The 25,017-nt window shown below is 72.4% G+C and carries 21 protein-coding genes and 1 tRNA gene; 13 read left to right on the forward strand and 9 right to left on the reverse strand.

Going from position 1 to position 25,017, the window contains the following annotated elements:
- The first annotated feature begins 10 nt into the window (after nt 1–10).
- Genes CRP49_RS26165 through CRP49_RS26175 form a run of 3 tightly spaced genes read left to right on the forward strand, consistent with a single transcriptional unit; the run spans nt 11 to nt 3,226 of the window.
- Nucleotides 11–1,408 carry a GntP family permease gene (locus CRP49_RS26165; protein WP_097255600.1) on the forward strand — a complete coding sequence of 466 codons (1,398 nt, stop codon included), beginning with the start codon at nt 11–13 and terminating at the stop codon, nt 1,406–1,408.
- Between the two features lie 13 nt (nt 1,409–1,421).
- Nucleotides 1,422–2,186, forward strand: a complete 765-nt coding sequence (locus CRP49_RS26170) for a glucose 1-dehydrogenase (RefSeq protein WP_097255601.1) — start codon at nt 1,422–1,424, stop codon at nt 2,184–2,186.
- A gap of 14 nt (nt 2,187–2,200) precedes the next feature.
- Nucleotides 2,201–3,226, forward strand: a complete 1,026-nt coding sequence (locus CRP49_RS26175; RefSeq protein WP_097255602.1) for an L-idonate 5-dehydrogenase — start codon at nt 2,201–2,203, stop codon at nt 3,224–3,226.
- Here CRP49_RS26175 and CRP49_RS26180 read toward each other — a convergent pair.
- The 3 genes from CRP49_RS26180 to CRP49_RS26190 all read right to left on the reverse strand — a co-directional run bounded on the left by CRP49_RS26180 (nt 3,223) and on the right by CRP49_RS26190 (nt 8,910).
- Nucleotides 3,223–4,566, reverse strand: a complete 1,344-nt coding sequence (locus CRP49_RS26180) for a M1 family metallopeptidase (protein ID WP_097255603.1) — start codon at nt 4,564–4,566, stop codon at nt 3,223–3,225. The genes CRP49_RS26175 and CRP49_RS26180 overlap by 4 nt on opposite strands.
- Nucleotides 4,567–4,640: 74 nt before the next feature.
- Nucleotides 4,641–8,501, reverse strand: a complete 3,861-nt coding sequence (locus tag CRP49_RS26185) for a Pls/PosA family non-ribosomal peptide synthetase (RefSeq protein WP_097255604.1) — start codon at nt 8,499–8,501, stop codon at nt 4,641–4,643.
- A 321-nt stretch (nt 8,502–8,822) separates the two neighbouring features.
- Nucleotides 8,823–8,910: transfer RNA gene (locus CRP49_RS26190), tRNA-Leu, on the reverse strand.
- Nucleotides 8,911–9,107: 197 nt separating this feature from the next.
- Between CRP49_RS26190 and CRP49_RS26195 the strand changes: the two genes are divergently transcribed.
- From CRP49_RS26195 to CRP49_RS48865, 3 genes are all read left to right on the forward strand, one after another.
- Complete coding sequence (locus CRP49_RS26195) at nt 9,108–10,433, forward strand: M20/M25/M40 family metallo-hydrolase (protein WP_097255605.1); 1,326 nt, start codon at nt 9,108–9,110, stop codon at nt 10,431–10,433.
- A 147-nt stretch (nt 10,434–10,580) separates the two neighbouring features.
- A complete protein-coding gene (chpH, locus tag CRP49_RS26200) occupies nt 10,581–10,814 on the forward strand; it encodes a chaplin ChpH (protein ID WP_094216784.1) in 234 nt (77 codons plus the stop codon).
- Between the two features lie 140 nt (nt 10,815–10,954).
- Nucleotides 10,955–11,818, forward strand: a complete 864-nt coding sequence (locus tag CRP49_RS48865) for a chaplin family protein (RefSeq protein ID WP_097255606.1) — start codon at nt 10,955–10,957, stop codon at nt 11,816–11,818.
- 68 nt (nt 11,819–11,886) lie between these two features.
- On the opposite strand, the gene CRP49_RS26210 is transcribed toward CRP49_RS48865, so the two are convergent.
- A complete protein-coding gene (locus CRP49_RS26210; protein WP_014671721.1) occupies nt 11,887–12,075 on the reverse strand; it encodes a DUF5703 family protein in 189 nt (62 codons plus the stop codon).
- A 47-nt stretch (nt 12,076–12,122) separates the two neighbouring features.
- On the opposite strand from CRP49_RS26210, the gene CRP49_RS26215 reads away from it, so the two are divergent.
- Nucleotides 12,123–12,821, forward strand: coding sequence for a hypothetical protein (locus CRP49_RS26215; protein ID WP_097255607.1), 699 nt, complete (start codon nt 12,123–12,125; stop codon nt 12,819–12,821).
- Between the two features lie 71 nt (nt 12,822–12,892).
- Here the strand turns inward: CRP49_RS26215 and CRP49_RS26220 are convergent, their stop codons facing one another.
- Both CRP49_RS26220 and CRP49_RS26225 read right to left on the reverse strand, forming a co-directional pair.
- Nucleotides 12,893–15,139, reverse strand: a complete 2,247-nt coding sequence (locus CRP49_RS26220) for a helix-hairpin-helix domain-containing protein (RefSeq protein ID WP_097255608.1) — start codon at nt 15,137–15,139, stop codon at nt 12,893–12,895.
- Nucleotides 15,136–16,119, reverse strand: coding sequence for an aldo/keto reductase (locus tag CRP49_RS26225; protein ID WP_094216787.1), 984 nt, complete (start codon nt 16,117–16,119; stop codon nt 15,136–15,138). The genes CRP49_RS26220 and CRP49_RS26225 overlap by 4 nt, the downstream gene beginning before the upstream one ends.
- Nucleotides 16,120–16,316: 197 nt before the next feature.
- Between CRP49_RS26225 and CRP49_RS26230 the strand changes: the two genes are divergently transcribed.
- Nucleotides 16,317–17,372, forward strand: a complete 1,056-nt coding sequence (locus CRP49_RS26230) for an LLM class F420-dependent oxidoreductase (protein WP_097255609.1) — start codon at nt 16,317–16,319, stop codon at nt 17,370–17,372.
- Between the two features lie 237 nt (nt 17,373–17,609).
- Nucleotides 17,610–18,398, forward strand: coding sequence for a hypothetical protein (locus tag CRP49_RS26235; protein ID WP_097255610.1), 789 nt, complete (start codon nt 17,610–17,612; stop codon nt 18,396–18,398).
- A 7-nt stretch (nt 18,399–18,405) separates the two neighbouring features.
- Here the strand turns inward: CRP49_RS26235 and corA are convergent, their stop codons facing one another.
- The gene (corA, locus tag CRP49_RS26240) at nt 18,406–19,401 is read right to left on the reverse strand and encodes a magnesium/cobalt transporter CorA (RefSeq protein ID WP_179851753.1); all 996 of its coding nucleotides are present in this window, start codon (nt 19,399–19,401) and stop codon (nt 18,406–18,408) included.
- A gap of 62 nt (nt 19,402–19,463) precedes the next feature.
- Here corA and CRP49_RS26245 point away from each other — a divergent pair, with 62 nt between their 5' ends.
- The 4 genes from CRP49_RS26245 to mshC all read left to right on the forward strand — a co-directional run bounded on the left by CRP49_RS26245 (nt 19,464) and on the right by mshC (nt 22,937).
- Nucleotides 19,464–20,150: a histidine phosphatase family protein gene (locus tag CRP49_RS26245; RefSeq protein ID WP_097255612.1), complete on the forward strand. Its 687-nt coding sequence runs from the start codon at nt 19,464–19,466 to the stop codon at nt 20,148–20,150.
- A 91-nt stretch (nt 20,151–20,241) separates the two neighbouring features.
- Entirely contained in the window at nt 20,242–20,832 is a 591-nt protein-coding gene (locus CRP49_RS26250) for a DUF3090 domain-containing protein (RefSeq protein ID WP_094216792.1), read from the forward strand.
- Nucleotides 20,796–21,614: an SCO1664 family protein gene (locus tag CRP49_RS26255; RefSeq protein WP_097255613.1), complete on the forward strand. Its 819-nt coding sequence runs from the start codon at nt 20,796–20,798 to the stop codon at nt 21,612–21,614. The genes CRP49_RS26250 and CRP49_RS26255 overlap by 37 nt, the downstream gene beginning before the upstream one ends.
- A gap of 93 nt (nt 21,615–21,707) precedes the next feature.
- A complete protein-coding gene (mshC, locus tag CRP49_RS26260; protein ID WP_097257538.1) occupies nt 21,708–22,937 on the forward strand; it encodes a cysteine--1-D-myo-inosityl 2-amino-2-deoxy-alpha-D-glucopyranoside ligase in 1,230 nt (409 codons plus the stop codon).
- Between the two features lie 152 nt (nt 22,938–23,089).
- Here the strand turns inward: mshC and CRP49_RS26265 are convergent, their stop codons facing one another.
- Together CRP49_RS26265 and CRP49_RS26270 are read right to left on the reverse strand one after the other, a co-directional pair.
- On the reverse strand, nt 23,090–24,142 hold the full coding sequence (locus CRP49_RS26265; protein ID WP_097255614.1) for a PAC2 family protein: 1,053 nt from the start codon (nt 24,140–24,142) through the stop codon (nt 23,090–23,092).
- A gap of 166 nt (nt 24,143–24,308) precedes the next feature.
- Complete coding sequence (locus CRP49_RS26270; RefSeq protein WP_094216795.1) at nt 24,309–24,980, reverse strand: FadR/GntR family transcriptional regulator; 672 nt, start codon at nt 24,978–24,980, stop codon at nt 24,309–24,311.
- Nucleotides 24,981–25,017 lie beyond the last annotated feature (37 nt).

Here is a 25,017-nt window from a genome sequence, read left to right on the forward strand (position 1 = left end):
GGGAACCCCCGTGACCAGACTCAGCGTCGAGATGCTGGCAGCGGACACCGTCCAGCCCATCACCTCGGCCGGCCACGTCCAGCTCGGCATCGCCGTCCTGGTGGGCATCGCCACCATCGTCCTGCTCATCACCAAGTTCAAGCTCCATGCCTTCCTGGCGCTGACCATCGGGTCGCTGGTCCTCGGGGCCGTCGCCGGGGCACCGCTCGACAAGGCCATCGTCAGCTTCACCACCGGGCTCGGCACCACCGTGGCCGGCGTGGGCGTCCTGATCGCGCTCGGGGCGATCCTGGGCAAGCTCCTCGCCGACTCCGGCGGAGCCGACCAGATCGTCGACACGATCCTCGCCAAGGCGGGCGGACGCGCCATGCCCTGGGCGATGGTGCTGATCGCCTCCGTCGTCGGCCTGCCGCTGTTCTTCGAGGTCGGCATCGTGCTGCTGATCCCGGTCGTGCTGATGGTCGCCAAGCGCGGCAACTACTCCCTGATGCGCATCGGCATCCCGGCGCTGGCCGGTCTGTCCGTGATGCACGGCCTGATCCCGCCGCACCCCGGCCCGCTGGTCGCGATCGACGCGGTCGGCGCCAACCTGGGCGTCACCCTGGCGCTCGGCATCCTCGTCGCCATACCGACGGTGATCATCGCCGGCCCCGTCTTCTCCCGGTTCGCCGCCCGCTGGGTGGACGTCCCGGCCCCCGACCGCATGCTCCCGCAGCGCGCCTCCGAGGAACTGGAGCGCCGGCCCGGCTTCGGCGCGACGCTCGCCACCATGCTGCTGCCGGTGGTGCTGATGCTGGCCAAGGCCCTGGTGGACATCGTCGTCGACGACCCCACGAACATGAACCAGCGGGTCTTCGACATCATCGGCTCGCCGCTGATCGCGCTGCTCGCCGCCGTGCTGGTCGGCTTCTTCACGCTGGGCCGGGCCGCCGGGTTCGGCAAGGAGCGGCTCCAGCAGACGGTCGACAAGGGCCTGATGCCCATCGCGGGCATCCTGCTGATCGTCGGCGCGGGCGGCGGCTTCAAGCAGACCCTGATCGACTCCGGCGTCGGCCAGATGATCCTGGACATCTCCAAGGACTGGTCGATCCCGGCGCTGCTGCTGGCCTGGCTGATCGCGGTGGCGATCCGGCTGGCCACCGGCTCGGCGACGGTCGCGACGATCTCTGCGGCCGGCCTGGTCGCGCCGCTCGCGGCCGACATGTCGACCACCCACACCGCCCTGCTGGTCCTCGCCATCGGCGCCGGCTCGCTCTTCTTCAGCCATGTCAACGACGCCGGCTTCTGGCTGGTGAAGGAGTACTTCGGGCTGAGCGTCGGGCAGACCGTCAAGACCTGGTCGGTGATGGAGACGATCATCTCGGTGGTCGCCGGCGGTCTGGTCCTGCTGTTGTCCCTGGTGATCTAGGAGCGGTACGACGATGACGGCTCACCCTCTCTTCGACATCGGCGGCCGTACGGCCCTGGTCACCGGCTCCAGTCGTGGCATCGGACTCGCGCTGGCCCGGGGCCTGGCGGAGGCCGGCTGCACGGTGGTCCTCAATGGGCGCGACCCGGACCGGCTGGCCGACGCGGCCGCCTCGCTGCCCGGCGACCGGGTGCACACGGCGGCATTCGACGTGACCGACGGTCCGTCAGTGGCCGCCGGCATCGCGGACGTCGAGGAGCGGGTGGGCCCGCTCGACATCCTCGTCAACAACGCGGGCATGCAACTACGCGCCCCGCTGCTGGAGTTCACGGACACGGACTGGCACCGGATCCTGGACACCAACCTCACCAGCGCGTTCCTGGTCGGCCGGGAGGCGGCCCGGCGGATGACGGAACGCGGCCACGGCAAGATCATCAACATCTGCTCGCTGCAGAGCGAGGTGGCACGGCCGGGCATCGCGCCCTACGCCGCCACCAAGGGCGCGCTGAAGATGCTCACCAAGGGCATGTGCGCCGACTGGGGCCCGTACGGCGTCCAGGTCAACGGGCTCGGACCCGGCTACATCGAGACCGAGCTGACCAGACCCCTCGTCGAGAACGAGGAGTTCAGCGCCTGGGTGCGTCGCCGCACCCCGGCCGGCCGCTGGGGCCGTACCGAGGACCTGGTGGGCGGGGTGCTCTTCCTCGCCTCGCCCGCCGCCGACTTCGTCAGCGGGCAGGTCCTGTACGTCGACGGCGGTATGACGAGCGTGCTCTGAAAGGGGCGGCGGACATGCTGGGTTGTGTGATCCACGGCGCGGGGGAGCTGCGGGTGGCGGAGCTGCCGGACCCCGAACCCCGGCCGGGCCAGGCCCTGGTGGCCGTCCGGTACGGCGGTGTGTGCGGCTCCGACCTGCACTACTGGCGGCACGGCGGCGTCGGCGACTTCCGGCTCAGGGAGCCGATGGTGCTCGGGCACGAGGTCGTGGGCACCGTGGTCTCCTACGGCCCCGGAGCCACCGGCCCGGCTCCGGGTACCGCGGTCGCCGTGCACCCCGCGACCCCCTGCGGGCGCTGCCCGGAGTGCGGCGCCGGGCAGGCGAACGTGTGCCGGGCCACCCGCTACCTCGGCAGCGCGGCCCGCTTCCCGCATGTGCAGGGCGGGTTCGCCGGTCAAGTGGCCGTACCGGCCGGGCAGTTGAGGCAGCTGCCGGACGGGCTCGGGCTGCGGCGGGCGGCGCTCGCCGAGCCGCTCGCGGTGGCGCTGCACGCGGTGCGGCGGGCCGGGGACGTGTCCGGCCGGCATGTGCTGGTGACCGGGGCCGGGCCGATCGGCTGCCTGGTGGTCGCGGCGGCCAAGGCGGCCGGCGCGGCACGGGTGACGGCGACCGACCTGCTGCCCGAGGCCCTCGCCTACGCGGCCGTCGCCAGGGCCGACACCCTCGTACGGGCCGACGACCCGGACGACACCGGGCGGCCGGCCGAGGCGGACGTGGCCGTGGAGGCGTCCGGCGCGGCGGCCGGCCTGGACACCTGCCTGCGGCTGGTGCGGCGCGGCGGTGTGGTCGTCCAGCTCGGGATGCTGCCGCCGGGGCCGAGCCCCTTCCCCGGGAACCTGCTGGTGAGCCGCGAGATCGAGCTGCGGGGCGCCTTCCGCTTCGACACCGAGTTCGACGACGCACTGCACCTGCTCGCGGCCCGCGCCGAGTTCGACGGGCTGATCAGCGCGGTGGTCCCGGTACAGGAGGCCGAGGCGGCCTTCGCCCTGGCCGCCGACCGGAGCCGCTCGTGCAAGGTGCTGCTGGAGTTCGAGAACTAGACGGCCGCCCGCGAGCCCAGCGTCGGCAGCGGCGGCAGCGCCGCCCCGTACACCCACGCCTTGAACAGCCCGTCCAGCGGCTCCTCCGCGAACCGGGCCACGTGCGCGGTGAACACCGATGTCGTCACCGACCCGTTCCGGTGCAGCCGTACCCAGCTGCGCAGCATGAGGAAGAACGCTTCGTCGCCCAGCGCGCAGCGCACGGCGTGCAGGGTCAGGCCGCCCCGCTCGTAGAGCCGGTCGTCGAACATCGACTTGCGGCCCGGGTCGGCCAGCCGGAGGTCCTGCGGCAGCGTGGACAGCAACCGGTGTGCGGCGGCGGCCAGTTGCTGGGCGCTGCGGCCGCCCGAGCGCTCGGACCACAGCCACTCCGCATACTTGGCGAAGCCCTCGTTCAGCCAGATGTGCCGCCAGTCGGCGATGGACACGCAGTTGCCGAACCACTGGTGCGCCAGCTCGTGCGCCACCAGCCGTTCCGAACCCCGGGCGCCGTCCACGTGGTTGGAGCCGAACAGCGACAACCCCTGTGCCTCGACGGGCACATCGAGTTCCTCCTCGGTCACCGCGACCGCGTACTCGTCGAACGGGTACGGCCCGAACAGCTCCTGGAACAGCTCCATCATCGCGGGCTGCCGCGCGAAGTCCCGGGAGAACTCGGGCAGCAGATGCGCGGGGATGTGCCCGTGCTGCGGGATGCCGCCCGGTCCCGGGTCGCCCAGCAGCACCGTCTGGAACTTGCCGATCGCCAGACCGACGAGATAGCTGGACGTGGGCGCGGCCTGCTCGTACACCCAGGTGGTCGTCGAGGCCTTCGTCGTACGGGTCAGCAGGCGCCCGCCCGCGACCACCGCGTACGCGGACGGCGTGGTGACCGAGATCAGGTACGACGCCTTGTCGGCCGGCCGGTCGTTGCACGGGTACCAGGACGGCGCCCCGATCGGCTGGCTCGCCACCAGCGCCCCGTCCGACAGCTCCTCCCAGCCGATCCCGCCCCAGGGCGTCGCCACCGGCTTGGGGTTGCCGGACCAGTGCACCTCGACCGTGAACGCGGCCCCCGCCCGCACGGGCTTGGCCGGGCGGATGCGCAGCCTGCCGCCCCGGTGCGTGTAGTGCGGCTGCCGGCCGTCCACCCGCACCCGGCCGATCTTGAAGTCGGCCAGGTTGAGCTGGAACTCGGCGAGCGCCGTCCGTCCCGCGATCGCGTTGATCCGGGCCGTGCCCGCCAGCCGGTTCGGGCCCGGGCGGTAGTCCAGCGTGATCTCGTAGCGGTGCACCCGGTAGCGGGAGTCACCGTTGTCCGGGAAGTACGGGTCCGGGCCGACCGACTGCTGAACTGCCACTGCTGTGTCCGCTCCCTGCGCTGTGCCACCACTCCGTGCCGGTCGACCGCCCACCGGCCCCGAAAAGGCTGCGCTCACGGACGCCACGCCTCGATCGGGTTGCCCAGCCAGCGGGTGTCGTCGGGGACGGACTCCGCGGCCATGACGAGCGACGCGGGACCCAGGGTCGTACGGGCCCCGATCGTGCTGCCGGGCAGCACGATCCCGCCAGGGCCCAGCGTGGCGCCCTCACGGAGGACCACAGTATCCGTCCGCAAGATCCGGTCGTGGAAGAGGTGAGTCTGCAGGACGCAGCCGCGGTTCACAGTGGCCGCGTCCGCCAGGGTCACCAGGTCGGCCTCCGGCAGCCAGTAGCTCTCCACCCACACGCCCTTGCCGATGCGGGCGCCGAGCCCGCGCAGCCACGCCGTCATCACCGGCGTGCCCGGCACGGCCCCGGCCAGCCACGGCACCGCCAGCACCTCGACGAACGTGTCCGCCAGCTCGTTGCGCCACACGAAGGAACTCCACAGCGGATGCTCCGCGGCGCGGTGCCGCCCCACCAGCAGCCACTTCGCCACGACGGAGGCGAGCGCGGCCGCGGCCCCGGCCGCGAGCAGCACCAGCCCCGACAGCATTGGCGCCCACGGCCCCAGCGCACACAGCGCCGCCACCGTCAGCACGGCCAGCGCCGCCGAGCAGAAGACCGGCACGATCCGGCACAGCTCCACCAGACCGCGCGCCCACAGCAGCCGGGCGGGCGGGTCGTACGTACGGCTCTGGTCCCCACCGGCGGCGCTGCGCGGCAGCTTCACCGGCGGCAGCCCCAGATACGAGGTGCCCTTCTTCGCCTTCTTCGGCGTCGCCGACAGCACGCCGACCAGACCGCCGTCCGGCACGCTCCGCCCCGGCGCGGTCATCCCCGAGTTCCCGAGGAAGGCCCGCCGCCCGATCTCCGCGTGCCCGATCCGCACCCAGCCGCCACCCAGCTCGTACGGCGCGGTCAGCGTGTCGTCCGCCAGGAAGGCCCCGTCCCCGACGGTGGTCAGGCTCGGCAGCGCGAGCACGGTCGACACCTCGGCACCGCGCCCGACACGCATCCCCAGCAGCCGCAGCCACACCGGCGTGACCAGCCCGGCGTACAGCGGAAACAGCGTCTCCCGGGACCGGTCCATCAGCTGCGTCACGGTCCACGCCTGCCAGCCGACCCGGCTGTGCGTCGGATGCGTGCCCTCGCGCAGCCCCAGGCTGAGCAGCCGTACGGCGACCAGGATCAGCAGCGCGTACGCCAGGCCGTAGGCGAGCGTGGCCGGGACGAGCCCGAGCGCGGCCCCGCGCAGAGCCTGGGCCGGAGAGCTGCCGGGCGTCACGAAGACCCGGGCGACCAGCAGCGCGACCACGCCCGCGAGCAGCGGCAGGGCGCTGAGCGCCATGCCCGTCACGCCGTACATGACCCGCCAGTACGTGCCCCGCTGCGGCCGCTGCTTCGGCCAGTTGCGCTTGGCCTTGCCGAGCTTGACCGCGGGCGCGCCCGCCCACCGCTGACCGGTGGGCACCTGCCCCGTGACCGCCGAGCCGGGCGCCACCTCGGCCCGCTTGCCGACCCGCGCGCCCGGGAACAGCATGCTGCGCGTCCCGACGACGGCGTGCGCGCCGACCTTCACCGGACCGACCTCCAGCCGGTCACCGTCCAGCCAGTACCCGCGCAGGTCCACCTCGGACTCCACGGCGGCCCCGCGCCCCAGCCGCAGCAGGCCGGTGACCGGCGGCAGCGAGTGCAGATCCACCTCGGGCCCGACCTTGGCGCCCAGCGCCCGCGCGTACCGCTCCAGCCACGATCCGGTCAGCGAAGTGGCCCCGCTGAACTCGGCCAGCCGCTCGGCGGTCCACAGCCGCAGATGCACACTCCCGCCCCGCGGGTACCGCCCGGGCGCAAGGCCGCGCAGCAGCAGCCGCGCCCCGCCCGCCGCGAGCGCGATCCGGCCGGGCGGGCTGAAGAACAGCAGCGCACCGGCCGCGAGCAGCCACCAGGGGGCGGTCGGCAGCCAGGCGTAGCCGGGCAGCAGGTTCCCGGCGGCGGCCAGGACCACCGTCCAGCGCAGCCCGAGCAGCGTGACCAGCGGGACGAGCACCAGGAGCTGGACGGCCTGCGCGCGCACCGGCACCGGCGCGATCGTCCGCTGCGCGCCGTCGTCCTGCGCCGAGGCCTCCAGGCGCCGGGCCAGCTTGCGCAGCGTGGGCTGCTGGTAGATGTCGAGGACGGCGGCGCTCGGGTAGCGGGTGCGCAGCCGGGTGGTGAGCTGGGCGGCGGCCAGACTGCCGCCGCCGATCGCGAAGAAGTCGTCGGAGGCGCCGGTCACCGGGATGCCCAGCACCTCGGCCCACTGCTCGGCGAGCCAGGCCTCGGTGCCGTACAGGTCGGCCTTGGGGGCCTCCACGCCCTCCAGCGGCCAGGGCAGGGCGTTCCGGTCCACCTTCCCGGACGTCCGGGTCGGCAGCTCGGCGACGGGCGCGAGCAGCGGCACCAGCGCGGCCGGCAGCTCCGCGCGCAGCTTCTCGACGGCGGCCGCGTGGTCCCAGCCGTCCTGGGTGACGACGTACCCGACGAGGAGCTGGTTGCCGCTGCGGGCGGTGCGCACCGCGGCGGCGGCTCCCGCCACACCGGGCAGCGCCTGCAGCGCGGCATCCACCTCGCCCAGCTCGATCCGCCGCCCGCCGAGCTTGATCTGCTCGTCGGCCCGCCCCAGGAAGACCAGTCCCTCGGGCTCGGCCTTGACCAGGTCACCGCTGCGGTACGCCCGCTCCCAGCCCAGCGACTCCAGCGGCGCGTACTTCTCCGCGTCCTTCTCGGGATCGAGATACCGCGCGAGCCCGACCCCGCCGATCACCAGCTGCCCGCCGGCGCCCATCGGAACGGGCTCTCCGCCCTCGTCGACGACGGCCAGCTCCCACCCGTTCAGCGGAAGCCCGATCCGCACCGGCCCCTCACCGGTCATCAGCGCCGCACAGGCCACGACGGTCGCCTCGGTCGGCCCGTAGGTGTTCCACACCTCGCGCCCCTCCGTGACCAGCCGCTGCGCCAGCTCGGGCGGGCAGGCCTCACCGCCGAAGATCAGCAGCCGCACGTCGTTGAGGGTCTCGGGCTCCCACAGCGCGGCCAGCGTGGGCACGGTCGAGACGACGGTGATCTCCTGCTCGACCAGCCAGGGCCCCAGATCGGCACCGCTCCTGACCTGCGACCGAGGCACGGGCACCAGACAGGCGCCGTACCGCCAGGCCAGCCACATCTCCTCGCAGGACGCGTCGAACGCCACGGACAGCCCCGCCATGACCCGGTCCCCGGGCCCGATCGGCTCCTCGGCCAGGAACAACGCGGCCTCGGCATCGACGAACGCGGCGGCGCTGCGGTGCGTGACGGCAACGCCCTTCGGCTTCCCGGTGGACCCGGAGGTGAAGATGATCCAGGCGTCGTGCTCGACACCGGGCCGGGCGGCCGGGGTCTCGGAGGCACCATTGACGGTGACCTGGTGTCCCGCCCCGATGACGGCCCGTACCTCGGCCTCCCCGAACACCAACTCGGCCCGCTCGTCCGGGTCCTCGGCGTCGACGGGGACATAGGCGGCGCCGGCGGCGAGAACGGCGAGAATCGCGACGTACAGCTCATTGGTCCCCGACGGAACCCGCACCCCGACCCGGTCCCCGAGCCCGACCCCCGCATCGGCGAGCCGCCGCCGCAGCCGCTCCACCTCCACGGCCAGCCCACGGTAGGTGAGACGGTGGGTGCCGTCGTCCAGCGCGAGTTCGTCCGGGTACGACCGCACGGACGCGTCGAAGACGTCGACCAGCGTGCGCGGCGAGGCGGCGGGCCCGGCGGAGAAGCGTGCCCTGTCGCCGAACTGCGTGCGGATCTCTTCGTCGAGCAGGCCGAGAGCGCTGCTCTCGTCTATGGCTGCCATCGGTCCTCGCGTCTCGATCCCGGAAGCCTCCGGGGCGCTGGCGGGCCCGCAGGTCTGCCTGGGGTTGTCCGACTCCAGCTCGGTAACAAACCGGAAATCTTAGTACGACGCTAGGCTCCGGCCCTTGGTCGGGCCACTCGGGAGGGCTGTACGGGGGTGCGCGGAGCACCGGCCCGAGGTTGCTGACCTGCGGATCTTCGCGCGGGACGAGACATGCCCCACACACACCGCCAAGGAGCGGACATTCAGGGGCAGTTCGCGCAGCCAGAGCCTCGCCAAGGCGGGAAAAGCAGAGGGCCCCTGATGAACAGGGGCCCTCACTGGTGTCCGAGGGGGGACTTGAACCCCCACGCCCGATAAAGGGCACTAGCACCTCAAGCTAGCGCGTCTGCCATTCCGCCACCCGGACAAGGTGTCTGTCGTGCGGGGCTTCCCCCGTGGCGACGAAGGAAACATTACCAGGCTTTCGGGGGTGGCTGATCACACCCCGTCCCGCCCTCCGATCCCGCGTGAACGGCGTGTGACGGGCCGGGACCGGTCTTGGGTCCGGGGCCGGGCCGGAGGGAGGATGAGGAGGACCACCAGCAGACAGCGGGAGGAAGCAGCGTGAGCGAGACGGACACGGCCAAGGGCGTCACCGGCGAGGACGAGGTCGTGGACCTCTGCCGCGAGCTGATCCGGTTCGACACCAGCAACTACGGCGACCACTCGGGCCCCGGCGAGCGCAAGGCCGCCGAATACGTCGCGGAGAAGCTCGCCGAGGTCGGGCTGGAGCCGAAGATCTTCGAGTCGCACCCGGGACGCGCCTCCACCGTGGCCCGGATCGAGGGCGAGGACCCGTCCCGGCCCGCGCTGCTCATCCACGGCCACCTGGACGTCGTACCGGCCAACGCCGACGACTGGACCCACCACCCCTTCTCCGGAGAGGTCGCCGACGGGTGCGTGTGGGGGCGCGGGGCCGTCGACATGAAGGACATGGACGCCATGACCCTCGCGGTCGTGCGCGACCGGCTGCGCAGCGGGCGGCGCCCGCCGCGGGACATCGTGCTCGCCTTCCTCGCCGACGAGGAGGCCGGCGGCACGTACGGCGCCCGGCACCTGGTCGACAAGCACCCGGACCTGTTCGAGGGCGTCACCGAGGCGATCAGCGAGGTGGGCGGCTTCTCCTTCACGGTGAACGAGCAGCGGCGGCTGTACCTGATCGAGACAGCCCAGAAGGGCATGCACTGGATGAAGCTGACCGTGGCCGGCACTGCCGGACACGGGTCGATGATCCACCGGGACAACGCCATCACCGAGCTGTCCGAGGCGGTCGCCCGGGTCGGCCGGCACAAGTTCCCGGTGCGGGTCACCAAGACCACCCGGGCCTTTCTCGACGAACTCGGCGACGCGCTCGGCACCGAGCTGGACCCGGAGGACATGGAGGCCACCCTGGCCAAGCTCGGCGGGATCGCGAAGCTGATCGGCGCGTCCCTGTCCAACACCGCCAACCCCACCCAGCTGAACGCCGGTTACAAGGTCAACGTCATCCCCGGCGAGGCCACCGCACACATCGACGGACGGTTCCTGCCGGGCCACGAGGAGGAGTTCCTCGCCGACCTCGACCGGCTGCTCGGGCCCAACATCCGCCGCGAGGACGTGCACGCCGACAAGGCGATCGAGACCACCTTCGACGGGGCGCTCGTCGAGGCCATGCAGTCCTCGCTGCTGGCAGAGGACCCGACCGCCAAGGCGATCCCCTTCACGCTCTCCGCCGGGACCGACGCCAAGTCCTTCGACGACCTCGGCATCCGCGGCTTCGGCTTCGTGCCGCTCAAGCTGCCGCCGGAGCTGGACTTCGCCGGCATGTTCCACGGCGTGGACGAGCGGGTTCCGGTCGACGGGCTGAAGTTCGGCGTGCGCGTGCTCGACCGATTCATCGACGCGTCGTGAAGTCTTGGGCCCAGGTATTCGGGCGCCCGTACGAGATCGACTGAGAAGAGTGAATGCGACGATAAGCTCGTAGCTCCATTACTCCCTCCTCGTTACTGATGATGTGATCCCCGCATCTTGGGATCGCATTGCCTACAAGGAGGAATAATGATCAAGAAGGTCGTCGCTGCTGCGGCTGCCACCGGTGGTCTGGTTCTCGCCGGCGCGGGCCTGGCCGTCGCCGACTCGGGTGCCCAGGGTGCCGCCGTGCACTCGCCCGGCGTCATTTCCGGCAACGTCGTCCAGGTGCCCGTGCACGTCCCGGTGAACGTGTGCGGCAACACGATCAACGTGATCGGGCTCCTGAACCCCGCCTTTGGCAACACCTGCATCAACGACTGACGCCGACTTTCTGAGGGGCGTCTTCTACGAGCCGTCGGCCTCGGAGCGCGCGCCATGCGCTCCGCGGCCGACCGGTCTTTTACCGCGGAAATCCTTTTCGCGGGAATGTACGGAGAACGAAGGCAGGGGGGAATACAGAAATGCGACAGGGCACCCGCAAGGGCCTGATGACGATGGCGGCCGCCACCGGTGTGATCGCCGCCGCGAGCGGCTACGCCCAGGCCGACTCGGGCGCGGTCGGCTCCGCGACCGGCTCGCCCGGCGTACTGTCCGGCAACACGGTGCAGGCGCCGGTGCACGCACCGGTGAACGTCTGCGGCAACACCGTGAACGTCGTCGGGCTCCTCAACCCGTCCGTGGGCAACAAATGCGCCAATCACGGTGGCAGTGACGCGGGGGGTTACGGCGACTCGAGCGGCTCCGGCAGCTCCGGCGGCTCGCACGCGGGCGGCCACAGCAGTGGCTCGCCCGGCGTCGGCTCCGGCAACACCGTCCAGGTGCCGATCGACGTCCCGGTGAACGTGTGCGGCAACAGCGTGGACGTCGTCGGGGCGGGCAACGCCACGACGGGCAACGACTGTGCCAACGGCGGCGGTCACCACAGCCAGCCGCCGGGCGGCGGGCACGACAACCCGCCCGGACAGCCGGGGCACCCGGGCGAGCCGGGGCATCCCGGTCAGCCTGGCCACCCGGGACAGCCTGGCCACCCGGGCCAGCCCGGTCACCCCGGTCAGCCGGGCCACCCGGGTACGCCTGGTCACCCTGGTACGCCGGGGCACCCGGGAACTCCGGGCCACCAGGGCACGCCGCCCACCACGGGGAGCCACACTCCCCACGGCTCGTCCCAGGTCAAGCAGCAGGGCGGACGCTCCAGCACCTACCTGAGCACCGCGCAGCTCGCCCACACCGGCAGTGACGTGCCGCTGGGCCTCGCGCTGCCGGTGGGCGCGGGCGCGCTGCTCGCGGGCGCGGTGCTGTACCGCAAGGCCCGGGCCTCGGCGTAGCGCGGCAGCCGGACAACGGAGCGGGCCCTGCCAGGACGGCGGGGCCCGCTCCGTTCATGCGTCCCGCTTCACCACGTGGCCCGCACCTGGCGGATGATCCGCCGGCGCAACCGCACCCTGCGGCTGCCGTCGCGCAGCAGGCTCAGTCGGTCCAACTCCCAGTGTCCGTACTCGGCATGGTCGGTCAGCAGACGTGTCGCCTCCTTGCGGGACACCCCGCGCGGTACGTACACGTCGACAAATTCGTATTCCGGCATCGCATCTATTGTGCGGGCTGGTGCCCGGTACGGATAGCGTCTGCACTATGTCTGATGCTGCGCAGCCCACCGCTGCCGAGGTACGCGCCGCCGTCGAGGCGGTCAAGACCGCGCTCGACCGTCACCTGGCGGCGGTCGAACGCAGGTCGGGGGAGGACGACCCGGCCGTCTACGAGGCGTTCAACCAGCTGGCCGCGGCCGCCGAGGTGTACGACGAGCTGCTCTACGACCGCTACGACGAGGTCACGCCCTTCGAGATCCCCGGTGCGGAAGACTCGCTGCCGCCGTACGCGGGCCCCGAGGAACCGAACGCGATCAGTGTGCTGATCCGCCGCGACTACGCCGTGGCGGAACCCCAGCGGCTGCTGGCGCAGGCCCAGCGGGTCGAGGCGGTGGAGTTCGAGGACGGCGGCGGCGCGGGCGAGGACGGCGCCGGTACGGTCCACGGGGCGCTGGGCGTCCTGTTCGGCGAGTTCGAACCGGACGAGATCGCCTCCCGGCACAAGGAGTTCGGCCTGGAGGAGGGCGACTCCACGCTCTGGGTCACCGCGGCGGACGAGCCGGCCGAGCCCGGGGAGTGGCTGGAGGCACCGTTCGAGCAGGTCGACCCGCAGCGGGTCGTGTGCCGGTTCGACGTCAGCGCGGTGTTCGACGAGGACGTCTCCGACGACATCGACGAGGAGGACGACCTCGAACTCGACAGGGACGAGGACGAGGACCTGGAGCCGCTGGACGCCGAGCGGTGAGGTGAGGAGGCGGGGGTGCCGTGCGACCCGAGGCCGGTACGGCACCTCCCCCCACCGAGAGAAGGAGAGGGTCAGCCCACTGAGGCGACCTGGGTGCGCAGCAGCGTCTGCAGCCGCGTCGTGCGGGCCTTGGCCGGGACCTCCGCCACCGCCTTCGGCAGGGCCTGCTCCACGCCGTGCACGACCGACAGATGCCGCTCCGCCCGGCCGAACGCCGTGTACACCCAGGGTCTGCTGAGCGTCTGCGCGGCGTCGCCGGGCAGCACCACCACGGCCGCAGGCCAGCGGCCGCCCACCGCCTGGTGCGCGGTCAGCGCCCAGCCGTGCCGTACGCACTGCTCCACCCGCTCCCGCGGTACGACGACAGGGGCGCCCGCGCACTCCAGGTGCAGCCCGTCGGCGTCGGCGTTCACCACCCGGCCCGGCACCGTACGGCCCGGGGTGGGGGAGTAGGCGATCCGGTCGCCGGGGTCGAAGCCGCCGAAGCGGCCGGGGCCGGGGTTGAGGCGTTCCTTCAGGGCGGAGTTGAGCGCCCGGGTGCCCGCCGCTCCGCCGTGGCCCGGGGTGATCACCACGGTCTGCTCGGGCGGCACGCCGATGGCCCGCGGCACCGAGTCCGCGACCAGCTGCACGGTCCGGTGCACGGCCTCGCCCGCGTCCCGCACCGGGACGATGACGATCTCCTTGCCGGGCGCCTCGACCTGGTGCAGCTCGCCGACGCCGATGCCGGAGACCAGCTCGCCGAGCGGGCCGGGGTCGGGGGTGCGGGAGGCGATCTGCGGGCAGGCGCGGGCCGCGAGCAGGTCGGCGAAGACCCGCCCGGGTCCGGCCGACCACAGCACCGCGGGGTCGCCGCTCAGCACCAGCCGGGCGCCGTCGGGCAGCGACTCGACCAGCATCGCGGCGCTCTCCACGTCGAGTTGGGGCGCGTCCAGCACGATCAGCAGATCGAGGTCCAGGGCGCCGTCCGCGTCCCGGCCGGGGCCCTCGGCACCGGAGAGCAGGCCGGCAATGGTGCCTACGGCCGCCTCCGGCTCCTCGCCCACCAGCGCGGCGAGGCGACGGCGGCCGTCGGGGGTGTGGCAGACGGCGAACGCCCGCAGGCCGGCGGCGCGGGCGGCGCCGAGCAGGGCGGCCGGTTCGGCGCGGGCCGCCTCCGCGCCGGTGTGCAGCACCAGGCCGTGCCCGGCGGCGGCGCGGGCCAGCTCGGCGGCACCGCCGGTCGCCCCGGCCGCGGCCGCCTCCCACCTCTCCGCGGCTTCCTCGGACAGCGAGTTGACCAGGCGGGCCAGGCCGTCGGCGAGGCTCTCCTCGGCGAGCGCGTACCGCTCCAGGCCGGCGAGGACACGGACCGGGCGCTCCTCCTCGCCCTCCTCGCCGTCCTCCTCCTGCGGGGCCGGGGCACCCGGCTCCTCCAGGGCGTCCTGGAAGACCAGCGCCTCGCCCTCGGCGATCGTGTCCTGCACGGCCGCGTCCGGGTCGGGCACGCCCCGCTGGGCCAGGGCCGCGGTGAGCGCCGGCAGTTCCAGGGCGGTGTGCCCGGCCAGCGCCGCCTGCTCCAGCAGCCAGACCGTCACCGCGCGGACCCGCCGCTCGTCGTCGGGGGCGCAGGCCGCGCCGAGCAGCGCCCGCGCGAACCCGTCGGCCTGCTCCGGCCGTACGCCGCCGATCCGCAGCAGCTGCCAGGGGTCCTCCCGGAGCGTGGTGTCGGCGCCCTCACCGAGGGCCGCCGCCACCTGGGGCGCGAGGGCCTCGGGGGCGCCGCCCTCGCCCAGCACACGACGGACGGCCTCGACGGCCTCGGCGGCGGGGGCGCCGGGTGCGAGGGCGGCCGGGGCGGGCTGCGGCCGGCGGACGGGCTCCGGGACGGGGCGGCGCGGGGCCGGCTCGGGCTCGGCGAAGACCGTGGCGACCGGCTTCTCGCCGCTCTCCACCGCGCGGATCGCGGCGAGCAGGTCGGCCGCCTTGCCGCTCAGCTTGGCGCCGCTCTCGACGGTCCCCCTCTTCTCGGCCTTGCGCCGCTCGATCCGCTCCCGCTCGACCCGCTGGGCGGCCAGCTCGGCCTCGGCCTCGGACAGCTGGGACGCGCCCTCACCCTCGGCTGCTGCAGCACCGCCGTCGCCGGCGGCGCCGCCGCTCTCCACCGCCCCGTCGCCCGCGTCCCCGGAAACCTCCGCGTTCTCCACCCCCGCGCCACGGCCCCCACCGCTGTCCTCGGGCGCCGTCTCCTGACCCAGGGCCTCCGGGGCCTCCGGGGTCTCCAGGCCCTCCGGGGTCCCCGGCCCGGTGTCCTCCGTGGTCTCCGGCTCCGTGCTCACAGCGTGCTCCAGTCGTGATCGGGATAGCGGTGCAGGGGTGCCGACACATCGTCGAGCGCCCGGCAGATCTCGTCAGGAAGACTAAGGGCCTCCACTGACAATGCCGCCGTGAGCTGCTGCGCGTTGCGCGCGCCGACGATCGGGGCGGCCACTCCGGGCCGGTCCCGGACCCAGGCGAGGGCCACCTGGAGCGGGGTGACCGCGAGCCCGTCGGCGGCCGTCTGCACCGCGTCCACGATGCGCGTCGCGGTGTCGTCGAGGTACGGCGCGACGAACGGCGCCAGGTGCTCGGAGGCGGCGCGTGAGTCCGGGGGAGTGGTGTGCCGGTACTTGCCGGTCAGCACGCCGCGGCCCAGCGGGGAGGAGGGCAGCAGACCGACGCCCAGGTCGAGCGCGGCGGGCAGCACCTCCCGCTCGACGCCGCGCTGGAGCAGCGAGTACTCCAGCTGTGTGCTGGCCAGCCGGGTGCGGGTGCCCGGTGCGGCGAGCTGCCAGGTGGCCGCCTTGGCGAGCTGCCAGCCGCAGAAGTTGGAGACGCCGGCGTACCGGGCGCGGCCGCTGCTCACCGCCAGGTCGAGGGCCTGGAGCGTCTCCTCCAGCGGGGTGTCGGGGTCGAAGGCGTGGATGTGCCAGACGTCGACGTGGTCCGTGCCGAGCCGGGCCAGCGAGGCGTCCAGAGCGGCGAGCAGATGGCCGCGGGAGCCGTCGAAGCGGCGGTCGGGGTCGGGGACGCTGCCCGCCTTCGTCGAGATCACCAGGTCCCGGCGCGGCACCAGGCCGTCTATGAGCTGCCCGAGCAGATACTCCGCCTCACCGTCGCCGTACACGTCCGCGGTGTCGACGAGGGTTCCGCCGGCCTCCCAGAACGCCTTCAGCATGTCCGCGGCGTCGTGCTCGTCGGTGTCCCGGCCCCAGGTGAGGGTGCCGAGTCCGATCCGGGACACGCGCAGGCCTGTGCGGCCGAGATGCCTCTGCTCCATGTGCGCGAGATTACTGGCCAGAACTGGTGCCGTGGGTTGCCTGTGGATAACTCCGATTCACAGGGAGGGACCGCGCATCTTCACAGCGGGGGACCGGGCTTCCGGCCGCCGATCCCCGGCATGCCCTGCCCCTTTGCCCCGCCCCCGCGCTAAGGTCTCCGCCAAGGGACGTTACTCATGGGTAAGGGGAATCGGCCATGCAGCTCGGGATCAACCTCGGCTACTGGGGTGCCGGGATGGACGCGGACAATCTGGCCGTGGCGCAGGAGGCCGAGCGGCTGGGCTACTCCGTGTGCTGGGCCGCCGAGGCGTACGGCTCCGACGCGGCCACGGTGCTCAGCTGGGTCGCCGCGCAGACCGAGCGCATCGACGTCGGCTCGGCCATCTTCCAGATCCCGGCCCGGCAGCCGGCGATGACGGCGATGACCGCGGCGACGCTGGACTCGCTGTCCAAGGGCCGCTTCCGGCTCGGCCTCGGCGTCTCCGGGCCTCAGGTCTCCGAGGGCTGGTACGGCGTCAAGTTCGACAAGCCGCTGGCGCGCACGCGCGAGTACGTGGAGATCGTGCGCAAGGCGATGACCCGCGAGCGCCTGTCGTACGAGGGCGAGCACTGGACGCTGCCGCTGCCCGGCGGACCGGGCAAGCCGATCAAGCTGACCGTGCACCCGGAGCGCGAGCACATCCCGCTGTACATCGCCGCCATCGGCCCCAAGAACCTGGAGCAGACCGGTGAGATCGCCGACGGCGCGCTGCTGATCTTCCCCTCGGCCGAGCACCTCGAGGACACCGCCATCAAGTACCTGCGGGCGGGCCGGGAGAAGGCCGGCAAGACCCTCGACGGGTTCGACATCTGCCCGACGCTGCCGCTCGCCGTCGGCGACGACAAGGACGTGCCCCGGCTGGCCGACACCTTCCGCCCCTACACGGCGCTGTACGTGGGCGGCATGGGCAGCCGCAAGCAGAACTTCTACAACCAGCTCGCCCAGCGCATGGGGTACGAGAAGGAGGCCGCCGAGATCCAGGACAAGTACCTGTCCGGCGACAAGGAGGGGGCCGCGGCCGCGATCCCGCAGGACCTCATCGACAAGACCACGCTGCTCGGCTCGGTGGAGCGCATCGCCGACCGCATGAAGGCCTACGCCGCCGCCGGGGTCACCACCCTCACCCTCGCCCCCGCCGGCTTCACGCTGGACGAGCGGATCGCCTCCCTGCGGGCCGGCACCGAGGCCATGGAACGCGCCGGGCTCGCCTGACAGGGGAGTTCCCGGCGGGAGTTTTCAGCGGCCGTGGTGGGGGCTCGGGGGTCTTCCCCGCCACGGCCGTCACGGGGAACAACGCGCCGGGCGCCGCGCGGTTACGACCCCGGCGCTCCACCTTTCGGCCGAGTCGGCCCGCACTGCTGTTGCGGCTCCCCTCTGTCCGCATTTGACTCGTTCTTTGCGGAAACCTGCGGATCGTGCAGCGCGGAATCGTGCAGAGAGGTGTCTGCCATGCTTTCGGCCAAGAGTCTGTTCCAGGAGATCCTCGACGACGACGAGTCCTTCCGGCTCTTCTGCTCCATCGCCGCCAGCGGAGAGTCCCAGGGCGGCTGGGAGAACGGCCGGATCGCCGCGCTGGTACCGCAGAGCGAACGGGCGATGGCCCCCAAGATCGCCCGGCACGGAGCCGACGAGGACAAGCACGGGCGCATCTTCAACGCCCTGCTGAGGAAGCGCGGCCTCACCCCGGTCCCGGTCCCGCCCGAGACCGACTACACGATGCTCCTGGAGCGCGAGGGCATCGGTCTCGCCCACGAGAAGCTCAAGCGGGACGAGCCGCTCACCGTGCGAGACGTCATCGTCTACCTCTCGCACAGCCGGGTCACCGAACAGCGCGCCGCCGAGCAGATGGTGATACTCCGTACGTACTTCGGCGACCATCCCGAGGTCGGCAGGGCCGTACGGATGATCTCGGGCGACGAGGACAACCACCTCGCCTACACCCACGAGGAACTGCTCCGCTTCGCCGCCGCCGGGCACGGCCGGCTCATCCAGCGCACCCTGCGCGCGTGCGCGCTCGCCGAGATCCGCGTCTACCGGGACGTCAGCCTCGCCGTGACGGCCCACATGGGCCGCATCCTCGACTGGCCGCGGGCCAGGTCGGCGGCGCTCGCGGCCGGTATCCACGCCGTGTACGCCTACGAGCGCCTGGCCGGCTGGCACCGCATGGTGACCCTGCGCATGCCCGAGCGCCGCAACGCCCTCGGCGGGCCCGCCACCCCCGCCCGGGAGTTCGCCTGAGCCGCGCTCACAGCCAGCCGCGGTCCTTGAACGTGCGGTACAGCAGCACCTCCAGGGCACCCATCAGCACGATCACCGCCGGATAGGACCACAGCCAGTGCAGCTCGGGCATGTGGTCGAAGTTCATGCCGTAGACCCCTGCGATCATCGTGGGAACCGCCGCCATCGCCGCCCACGCGGAGATCTTCCGCATGTCGTCGTTCTGCCGCACGCTCATCTGCGCCAGATGCGCCGACAGGATGTCCGACACCAGCCGGTCCAGGCCCTCCACGGACTCGTTCACGCGCGCGAGGTGGTCGTACACGTCACGGAAGAAGGGCCGCGCCTTCTCGTGCACGAAGGGCACCCCGACGCCGAGCGCGCCGGTACCGCCCAGCCGGGTCAGCGGCACCGTCAGGGGCACGGTGGCCCGGCGGAACTCCAGGATCTGGCGCTTGAAGTTGTAGATCCGGGACGCGGTGTGGCGAGTGCCGCCGCGCTCCGGCTGGAACACCTCGGCCTCCAGCTCCTCCAGGTCCGTCTGCAGCTCCGTCGCCACGTCCAGGTAGTGGTCGACGGTGGCGTCGGAGATCGCGTACAGCACCGCGGTGGGGCCCTTGGCCAGCATCTCCGGGTCCTCCTCCAGCCGGTGCCGTACGGCGGCCAGCGGCTGGACCTCGCCGTGCCGGACGGTCACCACGAAGCCGTCGCCGATGAAGACCATGACCTCGCCGGCCGTGACGGTGTCGCTCTCGGGCTCGTACATCACCGGCTTGAGGACCATGAACAGCGAGTCGTCGTACACGTCCAGCTTGGGCCGCTGGTGGGCCTTGAGGGCGTCCTCGACCGCCAGTGGATGCAGCCTGAACTCCTCGGTGACCAGGTCGAACTCCCGCTCCGACGGCTCGTACAACCCGATCCACACGAACCCGCCCGCCGCCCGTGCCTCCTCCAGGGCGTCGGACAGGTCCTCCGGGCCCTCGGTACGGTGCCCGTCCCGGTACACGGCGCAGTCCACGATCACGGAGCGCATTCTCCCTTCGCCCGCCCGCCGCCGCATGTCGAGAAGCGCTTACCCTGGGCCGCATGCCCACGTTGATCCTCGTCAGGCACGGACGGTCCACCGCCAACACCTCGGGCGTGCTCGCCGGATGGACGCCAGGCGTCACCCTGGACGAGCGGGGGGCCGCGCAGGCCGCCGCGCTGCCCGGCCGCCTCGACGGGCTGCCGATCTCCGAGGTCGTCATCAGCCCCCTGGAGCGCTGTCAGGAGACCGTACGACCGCTGCTGGAAGCCCGGCCCGGGCTGCGCGCCCACACCGACGAACGGATCGGTGAGTGCCACTACGGCGACTGGTCCGGCCGCAAGCTCGCCGAGCTGAAGGACGAACCGCTGATGGAGGTCGTCCAGGCGCACCCCTCGGCCGCGGCCTTCCCCGGCGGCGAGTCGATGCGGGCCATGCAGACCCGCGCCGCCGAGGCCGTACGCGAGTGGAACGCGCGCGTGGAGCGCGACCACGGGGCCGACGCCGTCTACCTGATGTGCTCGCACGGCGACATCATCAAGTCACTGGTCGCGGACGCCCTCGGACTGCATCTCGACCTGTTCCAGCGGATCTCCGTGGAGCCGTGCTCCGTCACCGCGATCCGCTACACCCGCCTCAGGCCGTTTCTCGTTCGTCTCGGCGACACCGGCGATTTCGCCTCCCTTGCCCCGCGCGAGGAACCTCCGGGGGAAGACGCACCGGTCGGAGGCGGTGCGGGCGCACCGTGATCGTCGGGAGCAGTAGGGTGAAGCGGTCCGCACAGTCGCCTTCACGCACCGCCCGCACCGCACCAACTCTCGAATCCAATGGAGACAGGACGTGTCCCGTCAGGTGTTCCTCTACGATCCGCCGGACCGCTTCGTGGCCGGCACGGTCGGGCTGCCCGGACGCCGTACGTTCTTCCTCCAGGCCATCGCAGGCTCCCGGGTGACCAGCGTGGCTCTGGAGAAGACCCAGGTCGCCGCGCTCGCCGAACGCATGGACGAACTGCTGGACGAGGTCGTACGGCGCAGTGGCGGCAGCGCCGCCGTCCCCGCCGTGGCGCCCACGGAGATCGCCGACACCGGCCCGCTGGACACCCCCATCGAGGAGGAGTTCCGGGTCGGCACCATGGCTCTGGCCTGGGACGGCGAGGAACAGCGCATGATCGTGGAGGCGCAGGCTCTCGTGGAGCTGGACGCCGACACCGAGGAGGACCTCGCCGAGGCCGAGGAGCGGCTGCTCCAGGACGAGGAGAACGGGCCCCCGATGCTGCGGGTCCGGCTGACCGGCGCGCAGGCCAGGGCCTTCGCCAAGCGCGCCCTGGACGTCGTCAACGCCGGGCGGCCGCCGTGCCCGCTGTGCAGCCTCCCGCTCGATCCGGAAGGACACGTATGTCCGCGCCAGAACGGATACCGCCGCGGAGCGTGACCGCTGCCGAACTGCTCACCATCGGTGAGCTGAAGGTGCGCGGCCGCATCCGTGACGCGTCCAACGCGGCGCTGTTCTGCACGGTCGCGAACGACGGGCAGGAAGCATCGTGCGTGTACAAGCCGGTCGCCGGCGAGCGCCCGCTGTGGGACTTCCCCGACGGCACCCTGGCCGGCCGCGAGGTGGCCGCCTACGAGGTCTCCGAGGCCACCGGCTGGGGGCTCGTCCCGCCGACCGTGCTGCGCGACGGCCCCTACGGCGAGGGCATGTGCCAGCTGTGGATCGACGTGAACGCCGAGGCCGAGCTGCTCGCCCTGGTCGACGCCGAGGAGCCCGAACCCGGCTGGAAGGCGATCGGGTTCGCCGAGGTAGGCGAGGGCCGTACCGCGCTGCTGGTGCACGCCGACGACGAGCGGCTGCGCCGCCTCGCCGTCCTGGACGCGGTGATCAACAACGCCGACCGCAAGGGCGGCCATCTGCTGCCCACCGCGGACGGCCGGCTCTACGGCATCGATCACGGGGTCGCCTTCAACGTCGAGAACAAGCTGCGCACGCTGCTGTGGGGCTGGGCCGGTGAGCCGCTCACCCCGGACGCCGTCGAGGTGCTCAAAAGGCTGAAGAAGACCCTTTCCGACGGCGGGGAGCTGTCCGTGCGGCTGGCCGGACTCCTCACGACGGCCGAAATCGACGCCACGCGCGCGCGTGTCGAGGCGTTGCTCACCTCCGGCCGGCACCCGGAGCCGAGCGGGGAGTGGCCGGCGATCCCCTGGCCACCGGTGTAAGCACATCCGCCACCGATGTACAAGAACGCCTAACCGGTCATCCGGCTTGATCCCGTTCGTATCCGCAGCTCGTGGGCGGTTAGGCTCATGTACATGCATGCCTGGCCCGCTTCCGAGGTCCCCGCCCTGCCTGGTCAGGGCCGCGACCTGAGGATCCACGACACCGCGACCGACGGTCCGGTCACCCTCGACCCCGGTCCCGTCGCCCGTATCTACGTCTGCGGCATCACGCCGTACGACGCGACCCACATGGGTCACGCGGCGACCTACAACGCGTTCGACCTCGTTCAGCGCGTGTGGCTCGACACCAAGCGGCAGGTTCACTACGTCCAGAACGTCACCGACGTCGACGATCCGCTGCTGGAGCGCGCGGAGCGGGACGGCGTCGACTGGGTCGCCCTCGCCGAGAAGGAGACGGCCCTCTTCCGCGAGGACATGACCGCCCTGCGGATGCTCCCCCCGAAGCACTACATAGGCGCCGTCGAGGCGATACCCGGCATCGTGCCGCTCGTGGAGCGGCTGCGCGACCTGGGTGCGGCCTACGAACTGGACGGCGACATCTACTTCTCCGTCGAGTCCGACCCGCACTTCGGCCAGGTCTCGAACCTCGACGCGGCCGCGATGCGGCTGCTGTCCGCCGAGCGCGGCGGAGACCCGGACCGCCCGGGCAAGAAGAACCCCGTCGACCCGATGCTGTGGATGGCGGCCCGCGAGGGCGAGCCCAGCTGGGACGGCGGTTCGCTCGGCCGCGGCCGCCCCGGCTGGCACATCGAGTGCGTCGCCATCGCCCTCGACCACCTCGGCATGGGCTTCGACGTCCAGGGCGGCGGCTCCGACCTGGCCTTCCCGCACCACGAGATGGGCGCCTCGCACGCCCAGGTGCTCACCGGCGAGTTCCCCATGGCCAAGGCGTACGTGCACGCCGGCATGGTCGCCCTGCACGGCGAGAAGATGTCCAAGTCCAAGGGCAACCTCGTCTTCGTCTCGCGGCTGCGCCGGGACGGCGTCGACCCGGCCGCCATCCGGCTGTCCCTGCTCGCCCACCACTACCGCTCCGACTGGGAGTGGACCGACCAGGTGCTCCAGGACGCCGTCGAGCGTCTCGGGCGCTGGCGCGCGGCCGTCTCCCGGCCCGACGGTCCGTCCGCCGACGCGCTGGTGGAAGAGATCCGCGAGGCCCTCGCGAACGATCTGGACGCCCCCGCGGCGCTCGCCGCCGTGGACCGCTGGGCCGCCCGCCAGGAGGCGGACGGCGGCACCGACATCGGTGCGCCGGGTCTCGTGACCCGGGCGGTGGACGCGCTGCTCGGCGTGGCCCTGTAGCCGCAGGTACGGCAGAGGGGCGGTTCCCGGCAAGGGAACCGCCCCTCGTTCGTTGTCTCGACTCGTTGTCTCGACTCGTTGTCTCGACTCGTTGTCTCGACTCGTTGTCTCGACTCGTTGTCCCGATCCGTCGCCTCGGTCCTCCGACGGGCTCAGTCCTCCGACGTGTCCTCGTCGCCGCCCTCGGAGGAGCCCTCGGCGGGACCTCCGGCGGAGCCCTCGGCAGAACCTTCCGGCGAGCCTTCCGCGCTTCCGGAGGGTCCCGGCTTCGGCGGCTGCCTGGTCGGCCGGGCCTTGCCGCCGGGGCTGTCCCGCAGGTACGAGGCGTCCCCGCCGTCCGCCGTGGCGTGCCCGCCCGGCGGGCTGACGTCCCGGCGCCGCAGATACCGCTCGAACTCCCGGGCGATCGCCTCGCCGGACGCCTCCGGCAGCTCGGCGGTGTCCCGGGCCTCCTCCAGCGTCTGGACGTACTCGGCGACCTCGCTGTCCTCGGCCGCCAGCTGGTCCACGCCCACCTGCCACGCGCGCGCGTCCTCGGGCAGCTCGCCCTGCGGGATGCGCAGGTCGAGCAGGTCCTCCAGACGGTTCAGCAGCGCCAGCGTGGCCTTCGGGTTGGGCGGCTGGGAGACGTAGTGCGGTACGGCCGCCCACAGCGACACCGCCGGGACGCCCGCGTGCGTGCACGCCTCCTGCAGGACGCCGACGATGCCCGTCGGGCCCTCGTACTTGGTCTCCTCCAGGTCCATCCGCTGGGCCAGGTCCGGGTCGGACGTGACCCCGCTGACCGGGACCGGACGCGTGTGCGGGGTGTCACCGAGCAGGGCGCCCAGGATGACCACCAGCTCCACGCCCAGCTCGTGCGCGAAGCCGAGCAGCTCGTTGCAGAACGAGCGCCAGCGCATGGACGGTTCGATGCCGCGGACCAGCACCAGGTCGCGCGGCTTCTCGCCGCCGACCCGGACCACCGACAACCTTGTCGTCGGCCACGTGATCTTGCGCACTCCGCCGTCCATGAACACCGTGGGGCGGTTCACCTGGAAGTCGTAGTAGTCCTCGGCGTCCAGCGCCGCGAACACCTCGCCCTTCCACTCGCGTTCCAGATGCGCGACCGCCGTGGAGGCGGCGTCGCCGGCATCGTTCCAGCCCTCGAACGCGGCCACCATGACTGGGTCGATCAGCTCGGGAACCCCCTCCAGCTCGATCACCCAGTGCCTCCTTCCGACGTGCCCTCGCCTGACGTCCCCACCTTACGGCGTCCGGCGGGGGCGTCCGCAGCCCCCTGGGCCGGGGGATGCACGGATCACTGCCCCGTTCGCCACCTCGGAACACCCCCCTGCCGGAAGGGAGCCCGGCCCGCCCTGCACAGGCGGTTCACAGCGTGCTGCGAAGCCACTGCTCCACGCTCGCGATGTGCACGGTCGCCCAGGAACGGGCCGCCTCCGCGTCCCGGTCGCGCAGCGCGGCGAGGATCGCCCGGTGCTCGCGCAGGGTGCGGCTGACCGCGTCCTCCTGGGTGAGCCCCCGCCAGATCCGGGCCCGGGTGGTGGGCCCTGACAGACCGTCCAGCAGCGAGCACAGCACCGAGTTGCCCGCGCTCTGCACGATGCCCCGGTGGAACTCCAGGTCGCAGGCGACCAGTTCCTCCACCGAGGGCTCGGCGCCGAGCGCGTCCAACTGGGCCGACAGCGCGTCCAGTTGCTGCTCGCTGATCCGCGAGGCCGCCATCGCCGTCGCGGCCGGCTCCAGGATCCGGCGCACCGCAAGGAACTCCAGCACCGTGTCGTCGCGGTGGAAGTCCACGACGAAGCTCATCGCCTCCAGCAGCAACTGCGGATCGAGGCTGGTGACATAGGTGCCGTCGCCCTGCCGCACGTCCAGGATCCGGATCAGCGACAGGGCCCGTACGGCCTCCCGCAGGGAGTTGCGGGACAGGCCGAGGTCGGCGGCGAGTTCGCTCTCCTTGGGCAGCCGGTCGCCCGGGCGCAGGGCACCGGAGACGATCATGTCCTTGATCTTCTCGATCGCCTCGTCGGTGACTGCCATGACCGGCCTCCCTGTCGCCCGCCTGATGTGCCGAGAC

The organism is Streptomyces sp. Ag109_G2-15 (genome assembly GCF_900215565.1).
Classification (GTDB): Bacteria; Actinomycetota; Actinomycetes; order Streptomycetales; family Streptomycetaceae; genus Streptomyces; species Streptomyces diastatochromogenes.

What these genes read in the sequence shown, in the direction of transcription:
- CRP49_RS26245 (WP_097255612.1), top strand. Translation starts at nt 19,464, where the DNA reads ATGCCCACGTTGATCCTCGTCAGGCACGGACGGTCCACCGCCAACACC.
- CRP49_RS48865 (WP_097255606.1), top strand. Translation starts at nt 10,955, where the DNA reads ATGCGACAGGGCACCCGCAAGGGCCTGATGACGATGGCGGCCGCCACC.
- CRP49_RS26235 (WP_097255610.1), top strand. Translation starts at nt 17,610, where the DNA reads ATGCTTTCGGCCAAGAGTCTGTTCCAGGAGATCCTCGACGACGACGAG.
- CRP49_RS26230 (WP_097255609.1), top strand. Translation starts at nt 16,317, where the DNA reads ATGCAGCTCGGGATCAACCTCGGCTACTGGGGTGCCGGGATGGACGCG.
- CRP49_RS26270 (WP_094216795.1), bottom strand. Translation starts at nt 24,980, where the DNA reads ATGGCAGTCACCGACGAGGCGATCGAGAAGATCAAGGACATGATCGTC.
- CRP49_RS26215 (WP_097255607.1), top strand. Translation starts at nt 12,123, where the DNA reads ATGTCTGATGCTGCGCAGCCCACCGCTGCCGAGGTACGCGCCGCCGTC.
- CRP49_RS26170 (WP_097255601.1), top strand. Translation starts at nt 1,422, where the DNA reads ATGACGGCTCACCCTCTCTTCGACATCGGCGGCCGTACGGCCCTGGTC.
- CRP49_RS26175 (WP_097255602.1), top strand. Translation starts at nt 2,201, where the DNA reads ATGCTGGGTTGTGTGATCCACGGCGCGGGGGAGCTGCGGGTGGCGGAG.
- mshC (WP_097257538.1), top strand. Translation starts at nt 21,708, where the DNA reads ATGCATGCCTGGCCCGCTTCCGAGGTCCCCGCCCTGCCTGGTCAGGGC.
- CRP49_RS26225 (WP_094216787.1), bottom strand. Translation starts at nt 16,119, where the DNA reads ATGGAGCAGAGGCATCTCGGCCGCACAGGCCTGCGCGTGTCCCGGATC.
- CRP49_RS26210 (WP_014671721.1), bottom strand. Translation starts at nt 12,075, where the DNA reads ATGCCGGAATACGAATTTGTCGACGTGTACGTACCGCGCGGGGTGTCC.
- CRP49_RS26185 (WP_097255604.1), bottom strand. Translation starts at nt 8,501, where the DNA reads ATGGCAGCCATAGACGAGAGCAGCGCTCTCGGCCTGCTCGACGAAGAG.
- chpH (WP_094216784.1), top strand. Translation starts at nt 10,581, where the DNA reads ATGATCAAGAAGGTCGTCGCTGCTGCGGCTGCCACCGGTGGTCTGGTT.
- CRP49_RS26255 (WP_097255613.1), top strand. Translation starts at nt 20,796, where the DNA reads ATGTCCGCGCCAGAACGGATACCGCCGCGGAGCGTGACCGCTGCCGAA.